Source organism: Acidobacteriota bacterium (genome assembly GCA_016208495.1).
In the GTDB taxonomy this organism is placed as follows: Bacteria; Acidobacteriota; Blastocatellia; order Chloracidobacteriales; family Chloracidobacteriaceae; genus JACQXX01.
Genome location: JACQXX010000070.1, coordinates 289,704 through 308,517, shown reverse-complemented (window position 1 = coordinate 308,517; position 18,814 = coordinate 289,704). Strand labels below are relative to the sequence as shown.

The following is an 18,814-nucleotide window of genomic DNA, read 5'->3' as shown; positions in this document are numbered from 1 at the left end:
TGATATGAATTTTGAACCGGGCTTGGGGCGGAAGACATCGGGCTTAGGGCTTAGGGCTGAAGACTCGCAAGCTCGGGGCTGAAGACATCGGGTAAAACCAATTCTTCCACTTATCTTCTTCAGCCCGTTTTCTTCAGCCCGCCTTCTTCAGCCCTAAACCATTGCCCGGACATATTCCGGCAAGTTTCGATTGTTTTTGATTTTGGCACGATCCGTTGGGTTAAGTCGTGAGATCAAGCGGGCCACCACATCACGTGGGGTTTTGGGATTCATTACCAGTTCAAGGCGAATTTGATAATTGTTGACCCAGGCTGGATTGGCGCCGATGGCGGCCAGTGCGCTTCGTGGCGCTGATTTGGAGCGGACAACTTTCAACACAATTCCGTCTTCCAGATATTGTTCCTTCAACAGCGTGGTAATTGTCTCTTCGTCGTGGAAGGCTTCTTCCCATAACTCGTGCAGAATTTCGCCGTTGGTGGCTTTGATTAAACTAATTCGTCCAGATGAATCGAGTGCACGATAAATTTCGATGAGTTTCTGGAGGGCTTTTTGTTTAACTTCGAGGGTGGCGATCTTGGGATTTTTCACCACCTTGAGCAAAGCCTGGGGATTTGAAACAAAATTGAGGAGCTCAAGCGCAATGCCGTGAGGCGTCTTTGGGTTGTCGAGCAGGGCTTCCTGAATCCGATGCCGACCAGACCACCGGGGATCACGATAAATCGCCTGGGCTCGATCAGCGGTGATCGTCCGGGCATACCCAACAATCATATCTTCCGGCAAGGCTGGATTTTGCAGTAACCCGGCAAACACCCGGTCATCCGGATCGGTCAGGAAAAGCGCGATCTGACCAATCTCACTCACTGTGGCCGCCTCATGAGCACGTAATTCAACACCTGAAGGAACTCGTGAAACAGCCGGCTCTGGGGCCTGGTCAGTTGTTGAACCAATCTGGGCTGGTTGTGAAGATTCGTGAAGCTGAGCCTCGAAATCGTGGTCAATTTCATAGATATCAGCCTCATCAGCCACACTCAATGGCAACTCAGCCTGACCTGTAAAGGCTGGTGCCGCAAAAATCAGATGAACCAGATGGGGATAGAGGACTTTGGCAGTCTCCAAAGCATAGATCAGATCCTCGGCACCCAGATGATCAATTGCCCTTCCGAGTGTTTTAGCCGCCGCCTGTGCCCGGTCACCGCCTTCATCAATGGCTTCAAACAGGCTGGGAAGTTGCTCGGTCACGGTCAGTCCGAGTTTTCGATCTGGAGGAAGATGGGGATTTTTTAAGAGTGCGCTTCGAACCTCAGGCTGTTGATACCAGCGCTCCTGATGGGTCATGGCCCGAAAGAAAGCCGGATGGGGGTTTTCAGTTGCCGCCACCAGAACGTGGAGTTCTGAAAGATTTGGATTGGTGAGCACCGCGCTGAGAAGGTCTTCACGATCTGAGCCGAGTGCCTGTACCAAAATCGCCGAATCCCCCGATGTTTGCGCCTGAACCATCTGTTCATCAACCGAAAGCGACGTCAAATCCACCACTTCCGGCGACTTGATGAATGACTCATCCAGCGACCCGGTTTCAGCCTGCAATTCCTTGGTAATCGCCAGCAGATCAGCCAGTGAATATTCAGGCAATGTGCCTAAATCGGGCAATAACGGCGTTTCCAGGGTCGGGGCCCGCCCGGCTGTGGCCTGACGATTTGATGAAGACAGTCGGTAGGCACGGGCTTTGACAATTGATTTGTCAACCCCGCTCAGCGTGGTAAAGAGCGATTTGATATCTTCGCGGATTTCAGCTTTTTCCTGATCCTTCAACCCATGACGATCCAGCTCACGCATCAATTCAAAAATTGAAATCGTGCGGCCAATTTCTTCTCGAATCCGACGCGGGGTCCGGGGATTGGAATAGAGCGCTTCTTTAATCTGCCATTCGCAGTACCAGTGCGGAGTACGCGCAATCAGGGTCAAAACAGGTGCGGCATCCAGCCAGCGCGCAATATTGGTTACCACGCCAACTTGCGAAGTGGCCGCCGTGGCGGTCAATTGTTTGCGTAGCACGGTCAGCAGCTTGAAGTAGGAAAGTGCCTGTTGGGTAAGCACGCCTTGACCTGCCTCCAGGTCAGGGGGTGACAGCGGCGCAGTTGAAGAAGAAGCAAGCAGACTTTCAGCCATGGGCGTCAATGCAAAGCAAAAGGCGCGGGAACCAGCATTTTGCCTGGGAAGTTCACCTGGTTGGAATCGGATCTTTGGTCAGGGCAGTATGAAGGATTGTGCTGCCACCAATTTTCACCCAAGAAACCATTCCGTCAAGTGCCTTTAGTTCCTGCGCCTCAAAAGTTTGTTGACTTATACCAGTTTGTAGTCAGTAGTCAGTAGTCAGTAGTTCACTAAGTTTATTTGGTTGAATTACTTAACTGTTTTCAAATGCGAGCATTTCATTGCAAAACGGTATTACTTCGCGTAATAGCCCTTACGACTCAAAACTTTCAGGTCCTTTGAGTCAGGACGACCTTTGATTCCAATCTTGATTTCGCGAAATGAACCATCCCGATTGGAATTTGACGGTGAGTAGGAAACAATAAATTGTTGCCGGATATCTTCTTCAATTTGCTGAAATGCCGAATAAAAGTCTGATTCTTTTTCCGGGAAAAAGGCCCGCCCGCCAGTTTGCTCCGCCAATTCGCGCATGGCCCCTTTGTTGACTGGCTCGGTAAACACCCGCCCACTGCCGTAAAAGCCTTTTCCAGGAATCCCAATCACATACACCATCACTTCAGACCGCAAAGCACATAACACGGCCTTATCACGTGAATACTGGCTGGTGGTATCCTGGCCATCGGTGAGCAAAACCACAATCCGCCGCCCGGCTTCGCGGGAAAGCAGTTCGTCGGATGTCACAAATACAGCGTCGTAAATGCTGGTTCCATTATAGGAGGGGTCAGTATTAACCGGAGGCGTTGAACCACCCACATATGAGCCTGGATGGAATCGAATTGAGTTGAGTGCCCCAAGCAATGCCCGCTTATTGCCAGTCAGTGTTTGCACCAGTTCGACATCCCGCCGGAAGGTCACCACGGCGGCAATATCCTTATCTGGCCGCATGACCTTATCAAAAAACTTCAGAGCCGCCTCTTTTTCAGCCGGAAGACTTAATTCCTGACTTCCGCTGACGTCAATCATCAGGGCAAACGTCAAGGGCAAATCCGACTCTTTGGCAAATGAAAAAATTTCCTGTTCCTTCCCATCTTCCAAAACCTGGATTTGCTCCTGGGTCAGGTCATTGATATAGCGATTTTGTTTATTGGTGACTGAAAAAGGCACGTTCACCAGTTCCGTTCCAATCCGAATCACAGCATCCTCATCGTCTTGTTGACCCGCTGGCTCTGGGCTTTTCTGCCCGGTTCCAGTCGGTGACGGCAACGGCGGTGGAGGAACATCCTTTTTTTGCTGAAAAGCAGTCACTGGTGGCAATCCCCACAGTGCGATCCCCAGGCAGAGCATACTGATTTGGAACAGTCTGGATTTCATTGGGTTCATCCCTCAATACCACCTGCAAGGGAAGTGGTATGGATAACCCACCCGCTGACGCAGGTGGTACTGACTTTCTAATTGGCTTCGGTTTTGGGAACGGTATAGCCCTTGCGGGTCTTGACGCGCAACCCTTTGCGATTGGTCAACTTCACTTCAATTTTGCGATAGCCTGGGCGAGTTGGATCTTCAGGCTCGTAGCTCAACAGGTAATATCGGCGGGCGGTTTTTTCATATCGCTGAAACGCCCGCTCCAGATCAATCACTTTGGATGGAAAGGTAATGTCGCCACCTGTTTCCAAACAGAGCCGCCGCAGTTCCTTATCATCGGCGTTGTAAACCTGTCCGCCGCTGACTCCGAAAAACCCGGCCCCTTTGGTACTGATCCCGAAAATGACCACTTCGCTCTGCTGAGCGATGTCAATGGCTTCTTCAAGCGTGTGCGTGCTTGACGTATCATCGCCGTCACTCAAGATGATAATGACCTTGCGTGGGGTTGGCACACCAACCATTTTCTCTTCGCAAATCCGGTAGACCGCGTCATAAAGTGACGTCGTGCCGCTGGCCCGGATGCTATCAATGACTTTGGCCAATAATTCAGTGTTATCAGTAAAATCCTGCCGAAGCTGCACGGTGGAATCAAACGTCACCACCAGTGCCTGGTCTTTGCGTCGTCGGAGCACGGTTTGCAAGAACGAGATCGTGGCTTCTTTTTCAAACTTGAGCTTGGCTTTGACGCTGCCGCTGGTGTCGAGCAAGATGGCGATATAGAGCGGTAGTTCTTCTGAGGCTTCAAATTTATCAATGTCTTGCTTTTTATTGTCTTCAAAGACCTCAAAATCTTCTTTGGTCAACCCATAGATAAACCGGTCGTCGTCGTCGGTGATCGTGACCGGGAGCGTCACATTGGTCACGCCACCGCCTTTGAGCGGTTCATCTTGTCCTCCACCAGTTGTTTCTTTCTGGGGTTGAGCGGTGGTTGAAGGGTTCAGGGTTCAGGGTTCAGGGTTCAGGGTTCAGGGTTCAGGGTTCAGGGTTCAGGGTTCAGGGTTTTCGAATTTAGGTCCTTTTCGTCCATGGTTGTCTCTTTCTCCCAAAACCCGTTAAATCAGTCCATACAGGATTGGAACACCCCTGATTGATTTCAGGCTCAGCGTATCAAATTGGGCCTTGATGAATCACCGACCAGTTCGACTGCTTGAGACAAACCCTGACCCCTGACCCGATGTGTTCAAATCTCCTGAGGTTCGATTTAACTGTCATAACTGGTGGCCGAACGCGATTTTTCGCGGTGGCGGTCAATTGCCAGTTCAATCAGTCGGTCCAGGAGTTGTGAGTAGGTCAGACCACTGGCTTCCCACAATTTCGGGTACATACTGATCGAAGTAAACCCTGGCAAGGTATTGAGTTCATTCACATAGATATTCCCGGTCGAACGTTCCAGGAAGAAATCAGCCCGTGCCAGCCCCGAACCGTCAATTGCCTGAAATGCCCGAATGGCCATTTGCTGGAATTCAGCGATTTGGGCTTCGGTCAACTCAGCCGGAATTACCAGCTCAGCCGTGTTGCTGAGATATTTATCCTGGTAATCGTAAAATTCCGCTCCGGCAACAATCTCGCCCGGCAAGCTCGCAAGTGGTTCATCGTTGCCAAGCACGCTCAGTTCAATTTCACGCGCATCAATTCCCTTTTCAACCACCACTTTGCGGTCAAATCGCGCCGCCAGGGTAATGGCTTTGGCCAGACTTTCACGGTCTTTGGCTTTGCTGATCCCAACCGATGACCCCAGGTTTGCGGGCTTCACAAAGGCCGGGAACCCAATGGATTCGATCACGGTATCAAGAATCGGTTCCGGGTTCTTTTCCCAGGCCAGGCGCGTAAACCACGTAAAATCAACAATTGGCAGGCCAGCCTGACGAAACAGGTGCTTCATGATGATCTTGTCCATCCCGGCGGCTGAAGCCAGTACACCACACCCAACATAGGGCAGATTGGCCATTTCAAACAGCCCTTGGATCGTACCGTCTTCACCATAGGTGCCGTGCAACACTGGAAACACCACATCCAGCGTTGGGACATCGCCTTGGACCTGATTGTGGTTGGTTCGAACCAGCGGTGACTGTGTGGGATCCCCCATCATGGCCAGACTGATTTCGCCTTCGGTTACCACCTCTTTGGGGAGCAACTGTTGTGAATCGCCAGCCATGAGCCATTTTCCGGTTTTGGTGATTCCAATGGGAATCACGTCATATTTGTCTTTGTCGAGGGCATTCAAAACGGATTCCGCTGACCGCAACGAGACTTCATGCTCGCCGGAGCGTCCACCGAAAATGACTCCGACCCGTAGTTTTTTCTGCACAGGTGCCTCCAGAAACAAATCAGTTAAAAAATGGAAACCGAAACAATATTTTTCTTTGAGCCTGAACACAAGGGTGAGTTTTCCAGACCTTACCGCAGACTGAACTTTCCTACCCTGGTGCCAAAAATTTTGATTTTCATTTCTGGCATTGTGATTCAGAATGGAAACCCCGATTTTTTGAATTTCGACAGTGTGTTTAAAGGCTCAATCACTTATTTATGTCGCTCGACGGACAATATTTTCGTGCTTCGCACGTCGAACCTGAACACATGGACCTGCTCTGGGCAAATGGCTGGAGGCATTTTGGAAGCTTCTTTTTCCGCTACTCCACCACCGTCTGGAATGGCCAGGTCTGTACGGTCTTGCCTCTGCGCATTGACCTGGAGCACTTTTGCCTCTCGAAAAGTCAAAAACGGGTACTGGCCCGTAATCGCGACCTTGAGGTTGTGATTCGCGATACCGTCATTGATGATGAAAAAGAAGATCTCTTTTTTCGCCACGTCGTTCGGTTTGATCACAACATTCCAAATTCCATCTTTGACTTCCTCTCAACCCAGCCAGCCACTATCCCCTGTCAAAACCAGGAAATCTGTGTTTATGGAAAAGATGGCGACCTGCTGGCAGTCAGTTTTCTTGACCTGGGTCAACAGGCAACCTCAGCCGTCTATGCGATGTTTGATCCAGAAGAAACCAAACGGAGTCTCGGTATTTTCACCATGCTCATTGCGATTCGGCACTCAATTGAACGAGGTTGCCAGTTTTACTATCCAGGCTATGCGTACCGGGAGCCGTCCTTCTATGACTACAAAAAGCGGTTTTCAGCCCTCAATTATTTTGACTGGTGGGGTGACTGGGTTCCCTACCAGGCTGAAGAAACTGTCACCTCTGAACTCTCATAAGGCGGAATCCTTCTGCCCTGACAGCCAATTTTTCACTTCTCACATCTTGCCGCTGATTCACAACTTACACTGTATTCACTTGTTCACACATCTGAGAGAGGAACAATTCCATGAAACTGTTTCGTGTTGCGATGGTCGCTTTTATTTTGTGCCTGACCCTGAATTTTCAAGTCTCGGCGAAAATTTGGGAACATCCGGCAGGATTCAGCATTTTTCTCCCGGATAACTACTCGGTTGAAATTGACGGTGATGTATTAGTTGCCAAAGACCCAACCGAAGAACTTGGTATCCGCCTCTATGCCGTTGAAAATGAAGCATCAATGGAGAAAGCCATTGATGAAGCATTTGAACTTATCAAGCAAAACGTGACCGATGTGGAGCTTGGTGAAGGGAAAGAGAGCAAATTAAATGGGTTGGACGCACTTTTTATTGATGGCACAGGCAAAGTCGGCGGGACACCAGCAGACCTCAGCGTTGCACTCTTCCACAAAAACGGGAAAATCCTGGTGATGTACGGGGCGGTTAACTCGGCCAAGGCCAGTAAGTTCGAAGCCGATATTGTCAAAATCCTCAAATCAATTAAGTAGGGCTGAAAAATCCAGGGCTGAGAGCTTGGGGCCATGCGCGCCAGGATAAGGAAATTTGGGCCTGTTTGAGACAAGGAGAAGGGGAGACAAGAAGACAAGGAGATCCTCCGACCGACGTTGGAAGCGGGAGAATATTTTTTCTCCTTGTCCCCTTGTCCCCTTGTCCAGATTGGGCTTTGTTTCCTTATCCTGGCGCTCATGGGGCTTGGGGCTGAAGGCTGAAGGCTTTGGGTTGAAGAATTGGTTTTATTTCATCCCTCATCCTTCATCCCTCATCCCTTGCTTTGCTCCGAGCTTGCGAGTCTTCCGCCTCACTACGATCCGACCCGCTCGACGCGCACATCCGAAGGTGCGGAAAAGGTAAACAGGCCATCCGCCAGCGCCGCGTTCTCCACCACATTCGTCAAGAGAAAATCAGATCGTTCGCCAGAAAGTTGCAGGAGCGAAATCCGCGCCAACTGAAATGTTGTCGGGTCACACTCAACCCGGATTTCAGCCAGATTTTCAACCGAACGGCGCGGCCACATCCGAATCACGACATTTTGGGCTTTGGTCGGTGATTCCCCGCCGAGTTCAAAACGGGAAAAATCTTCTTTCAAATTCTGTCGTCCAAGCAAAAACAGAAATGGCGTTCGTGGGTCACGCCCAGCCTTGACTGGTTCAATCACCACCCGTTTTTCCAGTGGAAGATAAAAATAGGTCTGTTTGCCATCCGACAGAAAAATCTTGTTTTTGGGCTCACGATATTCCCAGCGCATCCGACCAGGGCGTTTCAACTGGAGTGATCCGGCTTCACGAATCACTCGCCCGGTTCGGTCGTGATACATCTGGACAAAATCAGCCGCCAGTGTCGTGGCGCGAGCATATCGTTTTTGAATTCCCAAAATCACCTGATTGGCATCTGCGGCTGAAGCAACCGGCATTGAATTCGGCTGGCTTCCAATAAAAACACCTCCAATGATCAAAAGCAGCAGGAGTCGTTGTCGTATTCGATTCATAGATACCTCGCTGAATATTATTTTAAATAGTGGAACTTATCATTATTTTGCAACAGCTAATTGTCAGCCTACCCTAAAAAAACTCTTCCACTACCAATTGAAAAACTCCAGCTTTGATTACAGAAGATTGGAAAACTGAAAAATGCGGGTTGGGTCAGGAGGTTTTTTTGAGGAAGACGAAAATCTCCCCACGGGCCGCTCGAGCGACAAGCTTTGGAAACGTCCTCAAAGTTGTGTGGGGAGATTTGATCAAATGGATGCGGCAAACGAAATTCGTTTTGCTTTAGGATTCGGCATAACCGGCAAAGATGCCGTGTTCACGCCCAAGGTCACGAGCAGCCGGAGTGATGATCGTCTTCTTGTCGGTCACAATTTTGCGTTTTTCAATCAGTGCCCGCCGGACGTCATCTTCGCACACAAATTCAGCCGCCTTGGGAGATTCAGCCTTTTCAGCTTTGGCTGGGGTTGGGGTTGAAGCTGGCGGCGGCGGAGTCGGAACTGGTGCGGCAACCGGGGTACTGGCAGCAGTACTGGCTGGTGCTTTTAACGCCTGGTTCAGTGCTGGTTTGCGTTCAGCCAGAAATTGATCCACCAGTGCCGCAATCGAGGCTCGATCCAAAGATGGTAATCTGGTTGGAGCAACCGGGGCGGCCTTTGGGGCTGAGCCGGGCACAACCTGATGCACAATCGCCGATGGACTGTTCCCTCCAGGAATGGAAATTCCTGGTGAAGGTGCCGGAATCACACTGGCTTTGACCGCTGGCGGTGATGAAGGTCGCGACGTCGGACGTGTGACGGCAAAGGTCTCGAAGGCAATCCGCTTGATGTCCATCAGGTGTAGTGGCGAAATATTGTCGGAGGTCACATTTCCACCCCAGGTGCCGCATCCGAGCGTCATGCTGGGGGCCAGTTCGGTTGAAAATCCGATGGCGCCGTGAGTAGTCGGTGTATTGACCAGAATTCGCGAAGCCGGCTGGCGCATCCCAAATTCACGAATCTTGTTGCGGTTTTGCGAGTGAATACCAATTGAATGCCCCATCCCGCCAAACCGGAGAATCTGTGAACATACCGTGGTGCCGGTTTCAAAATCGGGCACGACATAATAAGCCAGAATCGGAGACAGCTTTTCGAGCGAAAGCGGAAAATCACGCCCAACGCCGGTCAATTCAACCATGAGGGCTCTGGTTTCTTTGGGGACGCTAATGCCAGCCAGTTCAGCAATCTTCTGGACTGACTTGCCCACAATGCCAGGGTTTAAGCCCCGACTTGGCAGAACCACCACCTTGGCCAGTTTTTCAGCCTGATCACGATTGACAAAATAGCCGCCCTGAGCCGCAAACTGGGCTCGGACTTCCGCATCAAGCACTTTTTCAACCACTACTGCCTGCTCTGAGGCACACACTGTACCATTGTCAAAAGTTTTCCCGGCCAGAATATCCGCCACCGCTTTGGGAACATCGGCACTGCGCTCAATCATGGCGGGAACATTTCCTGGCCCGACACCAAACGCAGGTTTGCCCGAGCTATAAGCGGCTCGCACCAGACCAATCCCCCCAGTTGCCAGAATGACAGCGGTTTTTTCGTGTTTCATCAGGGCTTCGGTGCCGCCCTGGGTTGAAACCGTCAAACATCCAATGGCACCTTGCGGCATGCCGGCGGCTTCGGCGGCTTCGCGCACAACTCGCGCCGTTTCACCAATGCAATTAGCCGCCGATGGATGTGGGCTCAACACAACCGAATTGCGTGATTTAATTGAAATAATGGCTTTAAAAATTGCGGTTGAAGTGGGGTTGGTCGAGGGAATAATGGCACACACCACGCCACGCGGATCAGCGACTTCGATTAAGGTTTCGGTCTCACGAACCACACCAACTGTCTTGAGCGATTTGAAGAATTCGTAGACATCCTTGGCGGCAAAGCGATTTTTGATGTCTTTGTCAGAGGCAATGCCAAACCCAGTTTCCTGAACGGCCAGCTCGGCCAGACGCACGGAATGAGCCTGAGCCGCCTCAGCCATTTTTTGAACAATTGTATCAATTTGTTCCTGTGAATAGGTTGCCAGAACTGCCTGGGCGCGATGCGCTTGCTCCACCAAATCACGCGCTTGTTGAATGGAAGATAAATCGCGATCCAAAGCCATGAATCCTTCTCCTCACCAGATGGCGGGTTCAACCACAGCCCGACAACCACAAAACCCGGTTGCAGTGCCAGCGCGGAGGTTCCCGAACCACATCCGGTCGAAAAAACCAGCATGCGCTCTGAGCCGTGCCACCCAGGTTCCCCAAACCTGGTAACCCCGTTTGACCCCACACCAGAGCGCATTTACATCACAGGTTCGCTATGATTTTTTGGTGTCTTCTTTTGATGAAGGCAGTGCCCGCTTGCCTCCGCCCCCGTCAGTCAACTCTTTGGGATTGTTCCCTTCGAGATGTTTGGTCAGTCCCCAGCCCATATCCTCAAACGCCCGCTCAACTTCGGCGTGCGGTCGCGGAATGACGTGGACGCTAATCAGTTCGCCAACCCGGCGCGCGGCGGCGGCTCCGGCATCGGTGGCCGCTTTGACAGCGCCGACATCGCCACGGACAAAAACCGTCACGTATCCGGCGCCGACATATTCTTTGCCGACCAGAACCACGTTCGCCGCTTTGACCATGGCGTCAGATGCTTCGACTGCGCCAATAAACCCTTTGGTTTCAATCATTCCAAGTGCTTCGTAAGACATTTTTCCTCTTGCCTCCAACAACAAACCGCTTGCAAAGGGTCAGACCTGCCCGCATGGGGTCTGGTTTGACCGTTGTGTGAAGTGGACTGCGTTTTAATCGGGAATATTTCAAGTGTGTTTTGTGCAGCCGTACGCTACCAAATCGTTTTTTCAGCGTCAAACGCTATTTTGACAACCACCCGCCGAATTCCGGTGCGCAATCTTTAGTGCGGCACGATGGTTTTCAGTTCTGATTTCAGTCGTTCGATTTGCTGTACTTTGTCCTGGATCCGCTCAAAGAGCTCATGTTGTGCTTTGAGCCCTTCCTTCATCAGAAACTCAGCCGCTTCAGAGCGACTGCCGAAAATCTCAGCCGTCACCAGCATATCCAGCGATTTTGACAGATCGTCATTGATATAAACCAGCACCGATTGATCGCGGGGAGAGAGCGCGCTTTGAATTGCGGCCCCGATTGAGCCAGGAATCCGGCCAATGGAATCCGGAAGCTTTTGGGCCAGTTCCCGAACCGATGAAGTTAATTCATCAAAGGGTCGTCGGGGTTCGTCACTGCCCGAGCTTTTCGGGGATTCGGCTTTGACCACAGAATCCGGAGTCGGATCCGTCGTGTTTTTTTCGTCATTCGGATCGTTCATAAACCTCACCTTTTTGAAGAACCAGGGTTCAGGGTTCAGGGTTTCATCCTCTTTTCGGCGTGGAGACCCGGTCCTTGAGGGCCGGGAGAAAACGCCACTCCTGCTTGGGTGTGAGTGTTCAAGCGGGAAGAACGAATTCCTCCCGCTTGAGATGTGACGTGAAAGATTCACGTCACGCACCGACTTGCGTCGGGTAATGCGTACCGGTCTGACTGTGACCGCCGACCGGATTCGACGTCCTCTCGACCGGATTTGGGAAGGTTTGCCGTGACCGGCACTGGCACTGACTCCCATGCCTGTTTAACCTGTCACCGTAGCGCAGCGGACTGAGGCGGCATCCGCAGGTACCTATCGATTCTTCCCAATCGTTTCCCGTGATTTGCACGGGGGTCTGGTCAACCGGAGCTTGAGGTAATGTCCCCACACCGGCCATCCGTCAGGATGGCGTCGTGGCGACACGATTCAAGCCCGGCCCTTGAGGGCCGAGTCTGTTGACTTGTCCCAAATTTGTTGTGGGTTGACTGAATGTGTTTGTATCGAAAGCACCACGACAGTATCACAGCCGCATTCGTGCGTTCAATTCACCCACCACCAGGGCAAGACTTCTGAAACTTTGGGCTGTACTCCCAGGCATTTCAGGCTATGATAGCTGGTTTTCCCTTAGGGAGCGTTAAAAAATAAGTTCCTGGGGCGGTTCTGCCACGTCCAGGTTTTGGTCTTGCACCGCGAAGCGTTGCGGTTCGGATAGCCGGTTGGTTGGCCGCTTTGGGCCTACCACCGGATCCAAAGGCCACCCCTTGTTGCTCCCCCGCTTCGCCCGCGCCCCTGCGGGGCGCGGGCGAAGCGGGGGAGCACAGGAGAGGACGAACCTGTTCCCGGTGGTAGCTCACAAAGCTTCGCAACCACCGGCTATCCGAACTGCAGCCCTCCGGGATGCTCAATCCAAATGCCTGATTCCCAAACGAAAACGGGAAGTTGATTTTTTACAGTCCCTTAACTCTTGTTTTGAAAGTGAGAACTTGCAGTGAAAGCTGGTTGGATTGGCCTGATTTTGTGTTCTGGAATCCTGGTAACGGTGCAGGCGGCGATCAATGCCCAGTTGCGAACCTATGTCGTGAATCCGCTCTATAGTTCCTTGATTAGTTTTATCGTTGGAACAGCGGCCCTGGTCATTATTTCTCTGGCATCAAATACCACTGGACAACCTGGGAACTGGCGAGGGCTGACCCAAGCGCCCTCGTGGTTGCTGATTGGCGGAATATTGGGGGCGATTTATGTCACGTCCGCGATTCTGGCAATTCCGAAAATCGGGGCTGGATCAGTCGCCACGTCGTTGATTGTCGGGCAGTTACTGGCGGCGCTGGTGCTGGATCATTTTGGTTGGATTGGGCTTCCCCGCTTTGAATTAACCGGATCACGAGTTTTTGGGGCTGGATTGTTGATTCTTGGGCTGTGGTTGATTCAGCGCAAATGAATCCAGAACAGTGTCACCACCTCTTTCAAATAGGCTGATCCACCACCTGACTGCACAGAACAGACCACTTGCCGTACTTTTCCAATCTTCGGTCAATCTTCCTTTACCTTGCTTCACGTCGCCCCCTACAATAGCCCGCATCTTTTTGTTCCCCATACATTTCCACAAGAAAAAACTCTCGCCTCACAGCTTTCAGGTTCATTGAGGTAAGCAGTATCAACCCAATTGCCTCAATCCGTGCTGGGAGGAACCGACCTACTTTTGGAGAAATTCCGATTATGAAACGATCCACCAGGCTTGCCGCAGCCATCCTTTTGATCTTTGGCTGCGGTAGTTTTCTGCTTCCATACTCAGCCCATCTGAGCAGCCAGCGCCAAACAGGCCCTGCCAGACCGGCACCAGCGGGCGCCCCAACCAAGGCATCCCCAACTCCAGCACCCAAAGCAACTGCACCCAAAGCCAAAAAAGTGCAGGAAGATCCCAACCTTTACGGTCCAAGTGGCGAAATCATCGGCCAGCCCTGGGCAGGTGAGATGGGGATTTCTGAAACCGTTGATGAAATCATGGAGCGCGAACGGCGATCTCCTAAAGTTGACATGAACAATGTCAGAACCGTTGTTCCTCCCGGAACTGACGCCGAAGCTGACCGCGAACACCTGCTCGACAACCCGGATTCACCTCCCGTGGCATCGTGGCCACCATCCGATCTGGCAACCGAAACCGACACGACCAAACTCAGTGTCGCCCCCAATGCTCCGCAAACCCTCGGCGTTAACACCCGCATTGCAACAATTAACGACAGTGGCTTTATTCCACCAGATACTCAAGGTGATGTGGGTCCAACCCAGTACCTGTTGTGCATCAATGGCCGGATTAGAACCATTGCCAAATCCAACGGTTTGGCAGATGGGAATCTCGATGCGACATCTGACTCATTTTTTAATTCGGTTCGCAATGGCGCCGGGACGGGCGACCCACGGGTTCGATATGACCGCATCAGCCAGCGCTGGTTTGTGATGGTCTTTAACACGGCCAGTTCAAACAACCGCATTTTGATCGCGGTCAGCAGCGGCCCGACCATTTCCAGCACCGCGAGCTTTACGTTTTTCTTCTTCCAACACAACACGGTCTCGCCAGCCGGAGATAATGGGGCGTTTGCCGACTTTCCAACCATGGGAGTTGATGCCAACGCGCTCTATATCGGCGTCAACCTGTTTACCTTCTCTTATATTGGATCAACCGGATTTGTGGTTCGCAAGAGTTCGATCACGGGTGCGGGTCCGATTGTGGTTTCGGCCTTTCGAAACCTGGTTCCAAATGGAACCGGCGAAGGGCCATATACCCCGCAAGGTGTTGATAACACTGATCCAGCCGCCACTGAAGGCTATTTTCTCGGCATCAGCAACACCACGGCAGGTCGGCTTGTATTTCGCCGGGTTTCAAATCCTGGTGGAACACCAACCTTGTCAACTGACATCAACCTCACCGTTCCAACCACAACTTCACCGATTAATGCCCCAGCACAAGGAAGTTCAATCCCCATCAACTGTGTTGATGACCGGCTCAACGAAGCCCGCATTCACCGCGACAAAATCAGCGGGGTTACCAGTTTGTGGACGGCGCATAACATCCAGGTCAATAGCAGTGGTGTTGCCAGCGGTTCGGGCGGTCGAAACGGGGCCCGGTGGTATCAAATTGGAAATCTCACTGGGACGCCAACACTCATTCAATCAGGCACGGTTTTTGATTCAGCCACCAGCAATCCACGAAGCTTTTACTTTCCAGCAGTCGCCATGTCCGGCCAGGGTCACGCGGCCATTGCCTACAGCTTTTCCGCGTCAAACTCCTTTGTCGGCGCTGCCACCAATGGTCGCCTGCGAACCGATACGGCTGGCACGATGCAGAGTCAAACCATCATTCAAAACGGGTTGGCGTCGTATCAGCGGAGCGACGGATCCCGCAACCGTTGGGGAGATTACTCACACACGAGCGTTGACCCCAATGATGACATGACGCTCTGGGCAGTACAGGAATATGCCGACTCCCCGTCCAACACCTGGGCAGTCAGATTGACTCGCTTAAATGCACCACCACCAGCCACACCAACCTGTGGATCAACCACCACGGTGGCGCCAGGCACCTCAAACGTCAATTTGATTGTCAATGGTACGTCGAGTGGCGGGTCAGGCTTTTTTGATCCAGGTACAGGATTTACCAATCGAATTCAGGCCACGGTCAATGGCGGTGGAGTCACAGTCAACAGCGTTACATTCAACAGCCCAACCCAGTTAACCCTCAACATCTCGGTCTCAGCGGGCGCCGCAACCGGTGCTCGAACCATCACCGTGACCAATCCGGATGGCCAGCAGACAACCGGCGGCGGATGTCTCACAATTGGAACCGTGTGTGCCAATCCTCCAACCACGGCAGATGCCGGCAATCCTCAAACGTTGTGCCTGCCGACTCAGGCCACACTGGCAGCCAATACGCCGAGCGTCGGAACCGGCCTCTGGTCAGTTGTCAGTGGCCCAAGTACTTCAGCGGCACAGTTTAGCAATACTGGTTCTCCAACCTCGACCTTCACACCGGCGGGTGGAGCTGGGGTATACACCCTGCAATGGTCAATCACCAGCGCCGGCTGTCCACCATCAACCGACACAGTGACAGTAACCTACAACTCGGCGACCGCTTCGGCTGGTGGTGACCAGTCAACCTGCATCACCGGGTCAGTCACTTTGGCGGCAACCGCACCGGCCAGCGGCACTGGAACCTGGTCAGTGGTCTCAGGACCATCAACTTCCACGAGCCAATTCAGCAATGTGAATGCCGCCAACGCCACGTTTACCCCGGCGGCTGGAGCCGGAACCTACACGTTGCAATGGACGGTCAACAGCCCACCGTGCGCCCCAGCTTCAGACCAGGTTGTGATTACAGTTTCGGGCAACTGCGGCAATGGCGCGGCCTTCCTGCTGGTGGCCGATACCACCAATAACCGGGTCCAGCGTTTTGACGGCACGACCTGGACTGTCATTAACACACCACTCAGCGCTCCAGAAGCCGTCACGGCATCGGTTGATGGTCAGCGCATCTACATTGCCGATACCGGAAACAATCGGGTTCAATTTTCAACCAATGGTGGTGGCACCTGGGCAACGTTTGCAGCAAGTGGAACGGCAACCAGCCAAGTTCGTGGCCCTCGTGGTCTGGCGCTTGACACGGCTGGAAACCTCTATGTGGCAGATGCCGGAAACAACCGGGTCATGCGTTTCAACAATGGAACACCCGGCAGTGGTGTGGTTCTGGCCAACAGTGGAACAACCACAGGTCGGGTTCGCACGCCAAACGGACTGGCGATTGGTACCAACTTTACCCTCTTTATTGCTGACACGGGCAATAATCGGGTTATGAAAATCACCAGCGCCAACACCAAAACTACAGCCAATACTGGAACACTCGTGGCTGGTCTTGGCTCGGGATTAAATGCTGTTCGGGCGCCGCAAGGCGTGGCGGTTGATGCGGCTGGCAATCTCTATGTAGCTGACACCGGAAACAATCGTGTCGTCCGGTTTGCCAACGGAAATCCTGGAACCGCAACGGCTCTGGCAACTTCTGGAACCACGCTTGGAAAGGTTCGGGCACCGGAAGGCGTGACCATCAGTTCCTTTACCGTGGGAGCACTGGCTGGAGGAGATTCCCTCGTCGTCAGTGATACCACCAACAACCGGATTCAAGGTCGGCTCTTAGCCGGAACAACCTGGGTGCTGGTCGGTACTCCAAACGGCCTGGGCAGCAGTCCTGGTCAGTTCCGTAGTCCGAGCAAAATCCGTTAAAAAACCAGGGCTGAAAAACCTTGGGTTGAAGACTCGCAAGCTCGGGGCTGAAGACTTCGGGTTGAAGAAGCTGGGTTAAATCCCTCATTTTCTTCAGCCCGATGTTTTTCAGCCCGTCTTCTTCAGCCCGTTTTCTTCAGCCCAAGGTTTTTTCAGCCCCAAAACGGTCTTCCCACCAGAACCGGGCAATACACGACAGGATTTTCCGCCCGGCATTAAAGCTTCCCATCACAGTACCGCTGATTTTTGAAACGCCAATCCGGCAGCGATATCTGACTGGAATCTCGTGGATTCGCAGGCCCTGGCGAATGGCTTTGATTTGCATTTCAATCGTCCATCCGTAGTTCTGGTCCTGCATGTGCAGTTGATCCAACGATGTGCGCCGAATTGCCCGAAACGGTCCCAAATCAGTGTACCGATGCCCCCAGAGCAATCGAATTAACCCGGTGGCCAGGGCGTTCCCAAACCGCTGCTGAGGCATCAGGGCACCAGCTTCCCGATGGCCCAATTCACGCGAACCAATCACCAGGTCAGCCTTCCCCGCGCAAATTGGTTCGATCAAAGCACTGATTTCTTCCGGATAATCTGAATAATCCCCATCCAGAAAAACAATAATTTCGGCCTCAGGGTGAATTTCACTCAGGCCACGCAAACAGGCGGCACCATACCCCCGTTGTGGCTCGATAACGACTCGTGCCCCGTGGCTGGCGGCAATTGCAGGCGTACCATCAGTGCTCCCATTGTCAACCACAATGACATCCGTCACGGGTGGACGCGGAATATCATTGAGAACTTTTCCGATTGAAAGGGCTTCATTTAAGGCAGGAATGATAACAACGATATGCATATTTCGGGTGTTGGGTACCGACGTTGGGTGTATTTTTGCAATGCCAGCGATAAAATGGCACTGTTCGTCTCCGGTTCTTAGCTGCTGAAGGTTACCTTGGAAGAGGGGGTCCCCGCCTGTGATTCCGTTACGCGACAACGTTCCTTCGCAAAGTTTTCCGATTGTGACCGTGCTTTTGATTGTGGCCAATGTGCTGGCCTTTATTTATGAATTGCTGCTAGGACCACGACTCAATGCCTTTTTTTATAGTTATGCGGTTGTTCCGCGCTCCTATTTCAGCGATTTTCTCATTTTACCAGGCGGCGGCATTCGACCAGTTGAAACGGCACAGCTTGTAATTCCACTGTTTACATCCATGTTCCTGCACGGCGGCTGGATGCACTTGCTGGGAAACATGTTTTACCTGTGGATTTTTGGCGATAACGTCGAAGACCGCATGGGAAAAATCAAATTCCTGATCTTTTATCTGCTATGCGGCCTGCTGGCTTCGACGGCTCATATTTTGACCAATCGGGCTTCACAAGTCCCGTCACTTGGGGCGAGCGGCGCCATCGCCGGGGTGCTCGGTGCCTACCTGGTGCTCTATCCATGGGCGCGAATTCTCGTCCTCAACATCTTCATTATCCTGGCTGAATTTGAAGTGCCAGCCATATTTTTTCTCGGATTATGGTTCCTTCAGCAGTTTATTGCGGGGCTCGCCAGTTTAGGTCCAGAGTCAGCCCAAACCGGAGGAACAGCCTGGTGGGCCCACATCGGGGGTTTTGCCGCTGGTGTTATCCTGGTAAAGCTCTTTGTCAATCGCCCACAGCCCTTGATTTCCCAGCCAACCTGGCCAGACCCGGATGATGATGACCGGTTTATTTAGGGTTCAGGGATTCCTGAAGGGATGAGGGATGAAGGATGAGGGATGAAAGAAATCCCCTTGTCCCCTTGTCCCCCTGCCA

At 52.3% G+C, this 18,814-nt stretch carries 14 protein-coding genes; 5 read left to right on the top strand and 9 right to left on the bottom strand.

Translation table 11 applies throughout. The features are described 5' to 3' along the window. Positions 1 to 153 precede the first annotated feature (153 nt). The 4 genes from HY774_13915 to HY774_13900 all read right to left on the bottom strand — a co-directional run bounded on the left by HY774_13915 (position 154) and on the right by HY774_13900 (position 5,881). Positions 154 to 2,166, bottom strand: a complete 2,013-nt coding sequence (locus HY774_13915; GenBank protein ID MBI4749580.1) for a hypothetical protein — start codon at positions 2,164 to 2,166, stop codon at positions 154 to 156. A gap of 279 nt (positions 2,167 to 2,445) precedes the next feature. Then, a complete protein-coding gene (locus HY774_13910; GenBank protein MBI4749579.1) occupies positions 2,446 to 3,522 on the bottom strand; it encodes a VWA domain-containing protein in 1,077 nt (358 codons plus the stop codon). Between the two features lie 77 nt (positions 3,523 to 3,599). Beyond that, positions 3,600 to 4,436 (bottom strand): VWA domain-containing protein, encoded by an 837-nt coding sequence (locus HY774_13905; protein ID MBI4749578.1) that lies wholly within the window; start codon positions 4,434 to 4,436, stop codon positions 3,600 to 3,602. A gap of 338 nt (positions 4,437 to 4,774) precedes the next feature. Further along, complete coding sequence (locus tag HY774_13900; protein ID MBI4749577.1) at positions 4,775 to 5,881, bottom strand: D-alanine--D-alanine ligase; 1,107 nt, start codon at positions 5,879 to 5,881, stop codon at positions 4,775 to 4,777. A gap of 218 nt (positions 5,882 to 6,099) precedes the next feature. On the opposite strand from HY774_13900, the gene HY774_13895 reads away from it, so the two are divergent. Together HY774_13895 and HY774_13890 are read left to right on the top strand one after the other, a co-directional pair. Further along, on the top strand, positions 6,100 to 6,780 hold the full coding sequence (locus tag HY774_13895) for an arginine-tRNA-protein transferase (protein ID MBI4749576.1): 681 nt from the start codon (positions 6,100 to 6,102) through the stop codon (positions 6,778 to 6,780). 110 nt (positions 6,781 to 6,890) lie between these two features. Next, on the top strand, positions 6,891 to 7,367 hold the full coding sequence (locus HY774_13890) for a hypothetical protein (GenBank protein ID MBI4749575.1): 477 nt from the start codon (positions 6,891 to 6,893) through the stop codon (positions 7,365 to 7,367). Between the two features lie 314 nt (positions 7,368 to 7,681). On the opposite strand, the gene lolA is transcribed toward HY774_13890, so the two are convergent. From lolA to HY774_13870, 4 genes are all read right to left on the bottom strand, one after another. Then, positions 7,682 to 8,365, bottom strand: a complete 684-nt coding sequence (gene lolA / locus HY774_13885) for an outer membrane lipoprotein chaperone LolA (protein MBI4749574.1) — start codon at positions 8,363 to 8,365, stop codon at positions 7,682 to 7,684. 283 nt (positions 8,366 to 8,648) lie between these two features. Further along, positions 8,649 to 10,505 (bottom strand): aldehyde dehydrogenase family protein, encoded by a 1,857-nt coding sequence (locus HY774_13880; protein ID MBI4749573.1) that lies wholly within the window; start codon positions 10,503 to 10,505, stop codon positions 8,649 to 8,651. A gap of 198 nt (positions 10,506 to 10,703) precedes the next feature. Continuing rightward, the gene (locus HY774_13875) at positions 10,704 to 11,087 is read right to left on the bottom strand and encodes a BMC domain-containing protein (GenBank protein ID MBI4749572.1); all 384 of its coding nucleotides are present in this window, start codon (positions 11,085 to 11,087) and stop codon (positions 10,704 to 10,706) included. Positions 11,088 to 11,290: 203 nt separating this feature from the next. Continuing rightward, positions 11,291 to 11,719, bottom strand: a complete 429-nt coding sequence (locus tag HY774_13870; GenBank protein ID MBI4749571.1) for a hypothetical protein — start codon at positions 11,717 to 11,719, stop codon at positions 11,291 to 11,293. A 1,024-nt stretch (positions 11,720 to 12,743) separates the two neighbouring features. On the opposite strand from HY774_13870, the gene HY774_13865 reads away from it, so the two are divergent. Together HY774_13865 and HY774_13860 are read left to right on the top strand one after the other, a co-directional pair. Beyond that, positions 12,744 to 13,193: a DMT family transporter gene (locus HY774_13865; protein ID MBI4749570.1), complete on the top strand. Its 450-nt coding sequence runs from the start codon at positions 12,744 to 12,746 to the stop codon at positions 13,191 to 13,193. A 278-nt stretch (positions 13,194 to 13,471) separates the two neighbouring features. Then, the gene (locus HY774_13860) at positions 13,472 to 17,023 is read left to right on the top strand and encodes an SMP-30/gluconolactonase/LRE family protein (GenBank protein ID MBI4749569.1); all 3,552 of its coding nucleotides are present in this window, start codon (positions 13,472 to 13,474) and stop codon (positions 17,021 to 17,023) included. A 136-nt stretch (positions 17,024 to 17,159) separates the two neighbouring features. On the opposite strand, the gene HY774_13855 is transcribed toward HY774_13860, so the two are convergent. Then, entirely contained in the window at positions 17,160 to 17,870 is a 711-nt protein-coding gene (locus tag HY774_13855; protein ID MBI4749568.1) for a glycosyltransferase family 2 protein, read from the bottom strand. 118 nt (positions 17,871 to 17,988) lie between these two features. Here HY774_13855 and HY774_13850 point away from each other — a divergent pair, with 118 nt between their 5' ends. After that, positions 17,989 to 18,735, top strand: a complete 747-nt coding sequence (locus tag HY774_13850) for a rhomboid family intramembrane serine protease (GenBank protein MBI4749567.1) — start codon at positions 17,989 to 17,991, stop codon at positions 18,733 to 18,735. Positions 18,736 to 18,814: the final 79 nt, after the last annotated feature.